This window comes from Porphyromonas circumdentaria, from assembly GCF_900167105.1.
Taxonomy (GTDB): Bacteria; Bacteroidota; Bacteroidia; order Bacteroidales; family Porphyromonadaceae; genus Porphyromonas; species Porphyromonas circumdentaria.
On record NZ_FUXE01000013.1, the window covers coordinates 52956 to 64895 of the forward strand.

General features: G+C 42.5%; 9 protein-coding genes and 1 tRNA gene. 4 read left to right on the forward strand and 6 right to left on the reverse strand.

Annotated elements, in window-relative coordinates; genetic code table 11:
* Positions 1-14: 14 nt before the first annotated feature.
* Positions 15-1733 (forward strand): Acyl-CoA dehydrogenase C-terminal domain-containing protein, encoded by a 1719-nt coding sequence (locus tag B5D06_RS06575; RefSeq protein WP_078737208.1) that lies wholly within the window; start codon positions 15-17, stop codon positions 1731-1733.
* Positions 1734-1999: 266 nt separating this feature from the next.
* On the opposite strand, the gene B5D06_RS06580 is transcribed toward B5D06_RS06575, so the two are convergent.
* Positions 2000-3196 (reverse strand): hypothetical protein, encoded by a 1197-nt coding sequence (locus B5D06_RS06580; RefSeq protein WP_078737209.1) that lies wholly within the window; start codon positions 3194-3196, stop codon positions 2000-2002.
* A gap of 939 nt (positions 3197-4135) precedes the next feature.
* Between B5D06_RS06580 and B5D06_RS06585 the strand changes: the two genes are divergently transcribed.
* The 3 genes from B5D06_RS06585 to B5D06_RS06595 all read left to right on the forward strand — a co-directional run bounded on the left by B5D06_RS06585 (position 4136) and on the right by B5D06_RS06595 (position 9161).
* A tRNA-Gln gene (locus tag B5D06_RS06585) sits at positions 4136-4206 on the forward strand.
* Between the two features lie 166 nt (positions 4207-4372).
* Positions 4373-7384, forward strand: coding sequence for a tetratricopeptide repeat protein (locus tag B5D06_RS06590; RefSeq protein WP_078737210.1), 3012 nt, complete (start codon positions 4373-4375; stop codon positions 7382-7384).
* A gap of 16 nt (positions 7385-7400) precedes the next feature.
* Positions 7401-9161 carry a TonB-dependent receptor gene (locus tag B5D06_RS06595; protein ID WP_143742634.1) on the forward strand — a complete coding sequence of 587 codons (1761 nt, stop codon included), beginning with the start codon at positions 7401-7403 and terminating at the stop codon, positions 9159-9161.
* Positions 9162-9515: 354 nt separating this feature from the next.
* Here B5D06_RS06595 and B5D06_RS06600 read toward each other — a convergent pair whose 3' ends face one another.
* The 5 genes from B5D06_RS06600 to B5D06_RS06620 all read right to left on the reverse strand — a co-directional run.
* Entirely contained in the window at positions 9516-9938 is a 423-nt protein-coding gene (locus tag B5D06_RS06600) for a hypothetical protein (protein WP_078737212.1), read from the reverse strand.
* A gap of 32 nt (positions 9939-9970) precedes the next feature.
* On the reverse strand, positions 9971-10384 hold the full coding sequence (locus tag B5D06_RS06605) for a hypothetical protein (RefSeq protein WP_078737213.1): 414 nt from the start codon (positions 10382-10384) through the stop codon (positions 9971-9973).
* 128 nt (positions 10385-10512) lie between these two features.
* Positions 10513-10782, reverse strand: a complete 270-nt coding sequence (locus B5D06_RS06610) for a YtxH domain-containing protein (RefSeq protein ID WP_078737214.1) — start codon at positions 10780-10782, stop codon at positions 10513-10515.
* 175 nt (positions 10783-10957) lie between these two features.
* The gene (locus tag B5D06_RS06615; protein ID WP_078737215.1) at positions 10958-11512 is read right to left on the reverse strand and encodes a pyruvoyl-dependent arginine decarboxylase; all 555 of its coding nucleotides are present in this window, start codon (positions 11510-11512) and stop codon (positions 10958-10960) included.
* A 105-nt stretch (positions 11513-11617) separates the two neighbouring features.
* Positions 11618-11940 (reverse strand): ISAs1 family transposase (locus tag B5D06_RS06620; RefSeq protein ID WP_143742635.1); only part of this gene is annotated, 323 nt, incomplete at its 5' end.

Consider the following 11940-nt stretch of genomic DNA (forward strand, 5'->3'; position numbering starts at 1 on the left):
CCAAAAGTATTATTATGGCTAATTTCTTTAACGAAATCCCTCAGCTACGTTACCACCTTCGTCACCCATTGATGGAGCGCATTGTAGCCCTCCGGGAGCGCGATTACTCAGATAAAGATAAATATGACTACGCTCCTCAAAACTTTGAGGATGCCATGAATAGCTATGAGCAAGTATTGGAAATCGTCGGCGAGATTTGTGGCGATTTGATTGAACCCAATGCTCAAAATGTAGACCAAACAGGTCCTACACTCGAAAATGGCCGTGCTATCTACGACCAATACACACAACAAAACTTAGATGCAGTACGTCGTGCTGGTTTGATGGGTATCGCTCTACCTCGTCGTTACGATGGTTTGAACTTTCCCATTACTCCTTACATCATGGCAGCAGATATCGTATCGCGCAGTGATGCAGGTTTTGAAAACTTGTGGGGACTACAAGACTGTGCTACTACGCTCTATGAATTTGGTAACGAAGACCAGCGTCAGCGTTTCCTCCCTCGTGTTTCTGCGGGAGAAACTATGTCTATGGATCTTACCGAACCCGATGCAGGTAGCGACCTTCAGGCGGTAATGCTTAAAGCTACCTACAACGAAGAGGAAGATGCTTGGTATCTCAATGGGGTAAAACGTTTTATCACCAACGGAGACTCGCACATACACTTAGTACTCGCTCGTAGTGAAGAGGGTACCCGTGATGGTCGCGGTTTGTCTATGTTCATATTTGATGCAAAAAACAACCCTGGTGTAACAGTACGTCGTATCGAGCATAAGATGGGTATCAAAGGTGTACCTACTTGCGAGTTGGTATTCTCCAATGCCCGTGCCGAACTCTGTGGAGAGCGTCGTTTAGGTTTGATCAAATACATCATGGCACTTATGAATGGTGCTCGTTTGGGTATAATGTCTCAAGCAGTAGGTATCAGCGAAGCAGCTTGGCAGGAAGCCCACGCCTATGCTATCGAACGTAAGCAGTTTGGTAAGACAGTTGACAAATTCCCTGCTGTATACGAGATGTTGGCTTTGATGCGCGCCAAGACAGATGCAACACGTGCTCACCTCTACGAAACGTGTCGCCTTGTAGATATGTCCAAGCTACTTGAGGATATATCTCGTGAGCGAAAACTAACTCCCGAAGAGCGTCAAGAGATGAAGTATTATACTCGTTTGGCAGATGCTTTTACCCCTATCGGTAAGGGATTAAGCACAGAGTTTGCCAATCAAAACGTGTATGACTGTGTACAGATTCACGGTGGTTCGGGCTACATGAAAGATTATAAGTGTGAACGCCTTTATCGCGATGTTCGTATCACAAATATCTATGAAGGTACCACACAGCTGCAGATAGTTGCCGCTATCCGCCACGTAACCACAGGCACCTACTATGATCGTATGCAGGAATATCAAAAGGTAGAGGTGCGCCCAGAACTACAATCTTTGAAAGAGTCTATGGCTCAAATGGCTGAGCGTGCTCGTGCTTTGGTAGACTTCGTAACAGCACAAAAAGACCAAGAGTTGTTGGATTTCCATGCTCGACGTCTTGTGGAGATTACCTCTCATGCACTCTTTGCTCACTTACTACTGCTCTCCGCTAACGATGAGCCCAAACTCTTCGACAAGAGTTGCCGTGTTTATCATCGCTATGCTTTGGCAGAGCAAGAAAAGATTGATAGCTATGTACGCAACTTCTCTGCAAGCGAACTCGCAGACTATCGTTCTGAAGAAGCATAAGTAATAGTTTCCACACTTTTTATAGAAAGAGGCCTTCCTTATCGGAGGTCTCTTTTTTTGTACTCGACCGTAGAGTTGAAAAAACTTTGGTGTATAGGTCAAAACTTAGAGGTCTGCGCCTATACTTCTTTGTATCATATCTGACAAAGGGGAGGGGTGTCAAAAAACCTCAGCCCTGCTACTCTATGAGCAAGACTGAGGATTTATTATCAGAAGAGGATAGAGCCTCTCGTTATAACTTGAAGATGCTTTGGACGCTTCCTTCTTTAGATGATTACTTTGTAGGCTCTTCCTTCGACAGAAAGAATATAAACTCCCGCTTCTAAAGTACCCAAAGAAGTAACCGCCGAAGTAATATTACCCTGTGCGTGCATTACCCCTAAGCTGTCAAAGAGACGATATTCCTTGCCTAAGAATTGCACAGGAGCCTCTACGAACATCTCTCCATTTTGAGTATACAAAATACATGCTCTGTTCTCTGTCTCGACAACCCCTATACTATTGTACGAGGGGTTCTCTTCGTACTCAAATTCGTATAAAAGTTCGGCAGGGTTTTCTGCACCATTCGTTGAGCTTACTTTTGTCACCTGATGCGCCAATCCTTCGTAGGGAATCTTAAACATGAAAAAAGTACTTGGGTAAAGAGAGCCAGCCATAGCATAAAAGTCTACGAACTGAGGAGGGAAATAGGTCTCTGCCCCACTCTTGCTATTATCGTACTCCCAGAAGTCCAAGAAGTCTCCAGACCCAGTTTGTAACATGTTTCCATTCTCTTCGTATTTATAGTCATCCATATACACCTCTCGCTGTCCAGTTCCAGGATTAAGCACTTCTATTTTTAGCTTCGTAATTCTATTTTGATTGTCATAAAATATCTTAGTAGTATTTCTCAAGTAAGAGTTGTCAACTCTACTTTTAATCTGGGTAGGTTTTCCCTGCTCATTGTAATCAAAAGAAATCTCGACTTCTTCCGTCCGCTGCTGATTCTGTGTAAACCCGTCGTGATGGATTACTTTGGGTAAGAAAGAGTCTCCTTCATACTCATAAGATTGTTTGGCAAAGAGTTGATACTCATCATCCAACCAGATGTACACAGCAGATATACCCAAACGACCTAAATTATCATACTCGTAGAGACTCTTTTGAAGTTTTTGGTCGAAGTCGGCTCCAGCTTCCTGTACTTTTTCAATAAGCTGTTTTTTCTCATTATAAACAAAGCGATCACGCTCTACTTCGTTTTCATTATCGGTAGAAATAATGCGCTGCTCAATATATCCATCCTTGTCGTAAACATATCTGTAAGAGGCTAATGCTCCATTTTCTCTATACTCCAAAAATGATTTTAACCGGTACTTATAGCCTTGAGAGCTAAATGTAGCTGGCCCTCCTATGGCGGGAAGTTGTGCATAAAGTGTTATTGTAGAAAAAAACACAATAACTAATGCGTAAAAAATTTTCTTCATAATCTTTCTATTATTTGTTTATGGATAAAAATCAATACATGAAATCTGAGCAAACTATGTTTTTATATAGATAAGGAAGACCTTCCCTATTGATTTCGGTACAGACTTAAAAGCACAGTACCCAGGAAGTCATAAGTCTGAATTACAGTTTTTACTATCGTTATGGTTAAGGGGTTTCTCCTCGACATAGTGCTATGCGAGTGCAAAGGTAGAAGAGAATTAAGGACTACTCAATACCTGATATTTATTAAAAAAAATCATTCAATACCTTTATATAAGTATTTTAGATTCCTTTTTTCCCTCTAAACAGAGAGGAGAGAAGTATCGAGTGTCGCAAAAAACATTATATCAGAAAAGTAAAGATAGTTTACTGTCGAGTATAACATCATTGACTCACGAACAAATCTTTATTTGCAACTTGCAAATATGTATTTTCAGATTGAATATACATATATTTAATCTGAATATATATATACTCAATCTGCAAATAGAGTTTTACTCAAGAGAAAAACGACTTTTACAGGGAGTTTTTTACACTTTACCACGAGAGAGAAAAGACTTAAAAAGAGGAGATTAACAAGACTTAGTCACCCCTTGGGTGATGTTGTATAATGAATGCTCTCTTACTACATTATGAGCATGATTCAAGCTCTATTAGGGATTCGAGACGAGTGTTCTGATACTTTTTATAGTACACGCAAGGGCAGGGCAACCGCATCAAAAATCTCGACAAAATACAAGTCGCTAATTTTCAAATGATTGCATTTTGAGGATTATATTCAAAGATAAAGAATGCACTCAAAACTATGATTGATAATCAGACACTTACATTTTGATGCGGTTGCCCTGCACGCAAGGGTATCGATTATTTTTATTTTCAGATAAATCCTTATCTTTGCAGGCGGTTCTTGGTTTTTACTCCTGAAGCCGCTTTATTCCTGTCCCGTGGTGTAATGGTAACACGTCAGATTCTGGCTCTGAAATTGAGGATTCGAGTTCTTCCGGGACAACTACTATTTACAGCTCAGCCCTATCTAATGGCTGAGTTTTTCTTTTCTTGCCAACTTAAAAGCATAATTGTTACAAATAGATTGTATCTTTGGGTATTATGGGAGTGCTATTGTCTAAAAAAGTTCTTCCCAACTAAGAAAAACAGGCTTTATAAGAAAAAAAGCGATGAACAAGAAAAAAGTTATAGCTTCCTCTTTAGGAGCTTTTTTAATACTCCCCTCCCTCTCTCAAAACATCGTTAATTACTCTCAAATACGCACAGAAAAGGAGCAGGTTCTACTCCTCAACGATATCTATTCGAGTAAAGCGCACTACAAAAATGCTCCCTACAATTTGACATTGGACTACTTGCCCTCGGCTCATCAGTTGTACGACAGAGCAGAAGGATATTATAGAGTAGGGCATCGACTTGCAGAGAATACCCTCGACTACTTTATAAAAGAGTATCCTACAGATAGCAGAAAATCTATTACCACGCTACATCGATCTGCCCTCTACATGCACAAGGGAGATTTTAACCGCGCAAGGTATTACTTAGAAAAGCTGGACGAAACGGCTCTTTCTGCTCTCGAAAAAACAGAATGGCAGGTACGACTTGCCTACGCATTACTAAAGACCAATCGCAAAGAGGGCAATATAGCCGACCTCTTTGCACAAGCAAGCTCTACCGACAACCATTGGGGCAGAGTGGCTTCCTTTTATGTTGGTAGCGAACTCATTGCACAGGGCAATCTAAAAGAGGCCCAACGCATCTATCAAACTCTTCTATCCTACCCCGATTTGGAGGCAGAGGCGCGTATCGGTCTGGCAGCCATAGACTATTTCAACGGCAACTATGAGCAAACTGTTGCCACGATAGCCTCGGTAGAGCGCAAGGCTCCTCAGATGGCATTCCACTCCTCCTTACTGCAAATAGCTGGCAATGCTTTCTATCGCTTGGGCGATGCCCCTAACACCATTCGCTATTTTGAACGATTGGTTTCTCTCAATCCAGGTCATCTCTCCTCCGAAGATTGGCTCCTCTTAGGTGCAGCCTACATCGAAAACGGTGATTTGGAATCCTCTATTTCCCCACTACTAAAAGCCTCTGTGGGCAAGGACTTTGCCAGCGAAGTCGCCAATCTTTATTTGGGGAGAGCACGACGAGATTTAGGACGCTACACAGAGTCTGTTACTTCCTATGAGCTTGCTTCTGCCCAAGGAGTTACTCCCAGTATTCGAGAGGCTGCAATGTATGAGATGGCTTTGGTGATGCGTTCCTCGGGGCAGTCCAATTTCGGTCAGGATGTACGCATTGCCGAGCAATTCCTTGCCCTATTTCCCAAGTCGCAACACGTTAAAACGATGGAGCGATTTCTCACAGAATTTTACCTCTCCAACTCCAATTACACAACCTCTCTCGCCTCTATCGAACGTGTAAAGAGTAGCTCTACCGCTATCCGAGAAGCACGTCAGTATGTTCTGAATCACCTCTCTTTAGAAACACTCAAAAAGGGAGATATAGCAGAGGCAAAAAGACTTGTACAACGTGCGCAAGACGACCCTATAAGCAAATTATATAAGAGCGAGTCGCTACTGATAGAGGCAGAAATTGCTTTTGCAGAAGGAAGATACGATGCAGCTGTCCCCCCCCTAAAAGAGTTGGCCCAAAGTTATGTACAGTACCAACCGACCAATCGGCATGAGGTACAATATAGATTGGGATACGCCTTCTTCAACAGTGCTCGACTCGACGAAGCTGCCCAACACTTTAATAGCTATTTGAAGTCCGACGATAAAGACCCATTACGCAAAAGCGATGCCTCTGCTCGATGGGCAGACTGCCGTTATGCCAAGAATGCTCTCGACGATGCCCTGAGCGGTTACCAACAAGCAGTACAGCTGGCACCTCAACAGAGTTCCTATGCTCTGTTTCGCAGTGCCGAGATATATGGACTGCGAAAGAACTACGCTCGACAAATAGAGACGTTAGACCGCCTTGTGCAACTCTTCCCCGACAATGCCGTGGTATCAAAAGCTCTTTTAGAAAAAGGGAGAGCTCTCCTATTCTCGGGCAATACCTCTGGTGCAGAAAAAACATTAGGCTTGGCTTTCAAACAATTTGGCAATAGCGAAGCGGGGCGTTCGGCACAGCTACAACTGGCACTACTATACTACAATACCCAAAGACCCGATTCAGCTCTAGAGGCCTATGCCACGTTGATGCAGAAGTACCCGAGAAGTGCCGAGGCTTCGACTGCTTTTTCCAATCTAAAAAGCATGTGCATAGAAATGGGGCGTATGGATTATATAGACCGCGTGATTAGCTCTACAAAAGGAGCCTTTAGCCTCTCAGACAACGAAACAAGAGAGCTACAATTCCAAACTGCCGAAGGAGAGTATCGACGAAATCCCGAGCGAGCACAAAGAGCCTTGGAAGAGTTTGTGTCTCGTTATCACAACGGTGCCGATGTCTTAAAAGCTCAGAAGTACTTGGCAGACATTGCCTACCAAAAGGGAGATGAAGAGAAAGCCTACTCCCTTTACAGTCAGGTGGCACAGGCTCAGAAAGAGCTTTCCGAATCACTTCTTATCTCCTCACTAAACCGTTTGGGACTGCTTCAGAAAAAGAGAGCTGAGTATAACAATGCTCATAGAACTTATATAAAAATGTATGAAATAGCTACAGAACAATCCATGCGACTAACAGCCGCAGAGGAGGCTACTCATATGGCTCTCTTGGGGGGAATGTATAAGGAGGGTGCCGATCTCTCAACCCATGCACTCAAAACTTTCTCGGGAGAGAGCACTGAGAAACTACGCCTCTATAGAGCCCACTGCTACAACGCTCTCAATAAAGAGGAGGTAGCACGCGAAGAGTACAAGAACCTAAGTAAAAATACCGACAAAGAAGTCGGTGCAGAAGCACTGGTCTCTTATGCCAAAATGCTGAGTAAATCTGCTACCCAACGCAAGGAAGCGAAAAAGCTGTTGAATCAGTTCATCGAAAAGGGCACACCTCACGAATACTGGTTGGCATCGGGTATTATCCTTTTATCAGATATTTATCGATTAGATGGAGACGCTATCACGGCTAACCAATACTTAGAAAGTCTGCGCAGTAACTATCCGAACCAAAAGGACAATATTCACGAAGAGGTAAATAAACGTCTCTCCACATCAACCCATGACAACTAAAAAGGCTATTTCAATTATGAGATATTTTCATTTTTCTACTATTTGGGGCGGTATACTTCTGCTCCTCTCAATATACCCTCTATCGGCACAGACCGAAACTACCACTCGTACACAGAGGGCAGATACGCTCCGTAGAGAGTTACTTGTGGTCAGCGATCAGGAAGTACAAATAGAGCAGGCTCTCCCCCTCCATTCCAAATTTGAGTTTGACAAACCCAAACTAACCAAACTTAAGCCTCTTCCCCCTCGTTCGACAGGAGATTTTACCCCTCCTGTCATCGTGCCCCGTCATCCTATGCTTAGCGATTTGGCAGCACAAGTACCCTCTTCAAAACGGTATGGCTACCTGCAACTCGCGGCGGGTGCAGATCCCAACGTACGTCTACAGGGAGGGTATAGTCGTCTTTTTGCCGAGAAACATCAGCTCGACATTCATCTGTCGCATTACAGTAAGCAACATAACACTCCTCTATCCAATGACAAAATAAGTCTCGTTAAAAGACATGTCTCGGATGCTTGGTTAGGTTACTCGCTATTTGGGTCAAAGGGAACCTTTACAGTACAGGCACAAGGGGCCTACGACTTCTATAACTATTTTGCTCTTAACCCTCTGGTGGCACTTGGGTCGTCCCTTTTTACCACTCCTCTTAGCGTAGGAGAAGATTATGAAAAAGTACAACTCAGCTACCAAACTACACCTGCCCAAAAGGTAAATGCTTCGGTAGACTTTGCCTATGAGCATACGGGACTTGCCGTTAAGAATAGGGATGTATCACCCAATAGAGTTGAAGAGCAGAGAGTGCTACTCGATGCGCGTTTTCAAGGAAAAAGAAGTGAAAGTCTATTTATAGGGGTTGACTTTAGCACACTGGCACAGTTCACCCATTCACGCAACACTCCTCTTCAACACAAGAGAGGAGAAAACTTATCGCACGGTATGGCACTGTCGGAGATTGTACCCCACATCGAGTTTAGCACACTCTTGGGCACTACCCGCTGGAATGTATATGCGGGGGGAGGCATCGGCTTTCTAACGACGCGAAAAAACAATGCTTACTTCTATCCCAAAGTATCTACTTCTCTTACTTTTTCTAAAAACGTACAGCTATTTGCTCGCGCAGAGGGTGGGGCTAAGGCTCTCTCTCGACATGAGTTGGGCAAAGTCAATCGCTTCATAGACCCACATCAAGTTATTTCCCCTAGTATATATACGCTGGACGCTGAGTTGGGAATTAGAACCTACTGGGGTTATGGAGTTTCTCTCGATCTCTCGGGAGGATATCAGATACTACCAAACATGACTTTTTTAGCTCCCGATGTAACGGTAACAGATCCGCAAAAAAATAGTTTTGTAGCCTTCGTACCCCTCTATGATAAGATGAACAGTTGGTACCTAAAAGGGGTCCTCTCTTATGCATTGGGAGAGAAATTACAGTTCTCTCTCTCCTCTCTGTTCCACAATTACAAAACCGAAAAACTATCCGTAGCAGAGGGATTACCTACTTGGAGCTTGGAGGGAGAGGCTCTCTATCGCTGGAACGAACGGCTATCTTTTTCGGTAAGAACAAAACTACACTACGGCATCCGCTACTCTATTACTCCAGAGCAAAAGTACAGCGTACAAGATCTCTTATTAAGGGGGCAATACCGTCTCAATAAACGATGGTCTATATATGGAGAAATTAAGAACCCTATCTTCGGAGCTTCTGAATATCCCTTTGGGTACCGAGACTTTTACCCTATCGCTGGTATGATAGGTGCAACTATGCTCTTCTAAGAGATTCAAAAACTTCAATAGGGCTTCCCAAAGAGTATAAAACTACTTTTGGGAAGCTTTTTGTATGAGTATGTTGTGAAGTTCTATAAAAGAGCTTTTTCAAAAGTCTCTTTAAAAAAAGGTTGCCTTGCCCAAAGAAAACATTGTAAGATGTCTTAGACAAAAGAGTTAAAGATGAGGATAACGGAAGTACACGAGTCTGTATAACCCACTCCAAAATCTCGAAAGGTCAGCAGAATGGATAAGGTATTATGCAAAGGTCTCAAAAAGAAAAATTCCTACACGAAGTATAATAGCACTTCGCATAGGAACCTTTTTAATAATACTGGAGGTCTATCGAACGAGGGCCCTCGTCTATCGGAAAACTCGACGTAAAACGCCCCTTACTACATTACGTACCACGGAAATACCCGCCGAAATCAACACAGGTTTCGCGACATTGTAAGCAACCTGTATTATGGGTTGATACTTCAAAAAAGAAGTAACCACCGCCCTGAACTTAGGAGGTAAGAAAAAGGCAATCTTTTGGAGATAACGGGAAGATTTACTCGACCTCCTATAAGATGTTATAGAGGGAACTTTAAAGAGCGAGAGGAAGCGATCTACATAAGATCCTTTAGGAATAATCAAAGAAGTCATCTCCTCTAAAACGTAATAACGCTCCTCGGGTTCTCGTAAAAGATGAATATCCTCCCTTATACGTCTATTGGTAAGCCAATAAAGATGTTCTACCTCTCCTTGCCTGCGTTTGAAGTCTTGATACACTCTACTTTCCATACTCTCTGTATCTTTTTTCTTTTAGGGAAAAATCACTCTGTCGGAGGCTGGTTCTCTCCATTCCAGCTCTTCATAGACCGCTCAAGTCGAGTATCGCAATCCATAAAGAACCGTAATACTTTATCACAAAAAGGAGCTGTAAGAGGTTTTCTAAATACGTACAATAAAACAAGAACTATAACGAAAAAGAGTATCGTAATCCACCCCGAAAGAAGCAATGAAAGCCCAAAAACCTCGGCAACAGTCAGAGAAAGCAAAAACACAATAAACATAAGGAGCGTAGGAATAACCAAAAGAGCTAGAAAAACCAACAACACCCCTCGAACGACCCGTACCGACCCCTCTGCAGTCTGAAACAATGCACGTCTGATCCACGCATAAAGAAACTCTACAAAATGCAGTATGAGGTCTCTAAATCCCAAATTTGTATTCTCTTTATTTACCATAAGCACCTCCTAAATAAGTTTGTTCTTCCCTCTCAAAAAAGAGTGGCATAGGATACCGAAAGAAGAGAAAGAGCCTCCAGTCATCAAGCTCTGTCTTGACCATTGGAGGCTCTTTCCAAAAAAGAAACTTAATCAAAATTCTCTATTCCTTCGTTGACACGTTCGTTCACATCTTTCAAGATCTGAGAACTCTCTTTTTTTAGCTTATCACGATACTTGTAGTACTTCTCCTTCGCATCGTAATAACCCTCTACTATGCTGTCGCGCGCCTTATCTGCCGCAGAGGATACGCTATCTACAAAACTATCACGCTTTTCCTTGTCTGCAAAGTAAGCAATTGCAGCACCGATAGCCGCTCCAAGAGCAACTCCTAATCCAAATTTGAATCCACCTTTCATACTTATAACAAATTTAAATTATAGCCGACTACACTATTCCTCTAAACACAACCTCAAAAAGAGGTGATGGTTAATGCTCTATGCGCCAAGCTATATAACCTTGTAGTGTAAAGGTACAATAAAAAAATGTATAAAACAAGCCTTTCAAATCTCTTATTCTTAGAAAAAGAGAGAGTTAGGCCTGTACTTCGGGCATAGGAGATGCAGGGTTGATAAAGTCTACAAAACAGAGAGAAGCTAAAGCTGTACCATAACGCTTCGTGATCGTAATACCCTCAGTAATAAAGTTTAGCTCTCCCAAATAGTACTGCTTATATGTCTTCTGATGCAAATCATTGATAACTCGGATAAGTCGAGACTCCAACTCTTCTATACGGTAACGACCGTTTACCTCACAAACAAGCCCTCCAGCTTTCTCGTCAAAATTCTCATCTTTATACATCCAAGCATAGACAATCCCCGCAGAAACAAACTCATCTTGAAAACCGTGAGAAACGGACATAATCGTCTTCATTTCCGAGCCAAAAGGAGGCATATCCACCTCGTCCATAGTCGCCAAGTGAGCCGTAGCGGGCAGAACCGAAGAGTAGGTCATGATGTTATAGTCAGAAATACCCGCATCATACAATGCCATATGGTAAGAACCTGCATGAAGTTCTAAGTCAGATTCCCCACTTCCCTTCGTTACAAAAAAAGTATTTGGGATTGTATTGCCAAAAATGTTACTCATTATCAAAAATATAATTACTATCTATTGCCTATATATCAGAGGCAAAAGTAATTATTTTACCCGAATTATTGGATTATATGCGGGGAGCTCCCCAGGGCAACCGCATCAAATCTTTAGCAGCTTTTTGAGATAGTCTATATTTAAAGCAGCCTTAAACAACCTTTTCCGTAGGGAAAGTTTGTCTTTATACTGAGAAACAATGGTTAAAGCAAACTTTCTCAACGTGTTTAGATTTGTGGCTGAATAATCCTTACGAGCTCGACAAGCATCTTCCCTAAAGGTTACATCCAAATGCCAATGAAGCCGATTCTCAATCCCCCAATGTCCTCGAATATATTGTCCAATTAACTGACACTCCTCGGGTGGTAAACTGCTGATATAATACTGCTTATCTATGCGAGCCTCTCCATCTAAACTACTAATATCAC

What these genes read in the sequence shown, in the direction of transcription:
- B5D06_RS06580 (WP_078737209.1), bottom strand. Translation starts at nt 3,196, where the DNA reads ATGAAGAAAATTTTTTACGCATTAGTTATTGTGTTTTTTTCTACAATA.
- B5D06_RS06575 (WP_078737208.1), top strand. Translation starts at nt 15, where the DNA reads ATGGCTAATTTCTTTAACGAAATCCCTCAGCTACGTTACCACCTTCGT.
- B5D06_RS06600 (WP_078737212.1), bottom strand. Translation starts at nt 9,938, where the DNA reads ATGGAAAGTAGAGTGTATCAAGACTTCAAACGCAGGCAAGGAGAGGTA.
- B5D06_RS06605 (WP_078737213.1), bottom strand. Translation starts at nt 10,384, where the DNA reads ATGGTAAATAAAGAGAATACAAATTTGGGATTTAGAGACCTCATACTG.
- B5D06_RS06590 (WP_078737210.1), top strand. Translation starts at nt 4,373, where the DNA reads ATGAACAAGAAAAAAGTTATAGCTTCCTCTTTAGGAGCTTTTTTAATA.
- B5D06_RS06610 (WP_078737214.1), bottom strand. Translation starts at nt 10,782, where the DNA reads ATGAAAGGTGGATTCAAATTTGGATTAGGAGTTGCTCTTGGAGCGGCT.
- B5D06_RS06595 (WP_143742634.1), top strand. Translation starts at nt 7,401, where the DNA reads ATGAGATATTTTCATTTTTCTACTATTTGGGGCGGTATACTTCTGCTC.
- B5D06_RS06615 (WP_078737215.1), bottom strand. Translation starts at nt 11,512, where the DNA reads ATGAGTAACATTTTTGGCAATACAATCCCAAATACTTTTTTTGTAACG.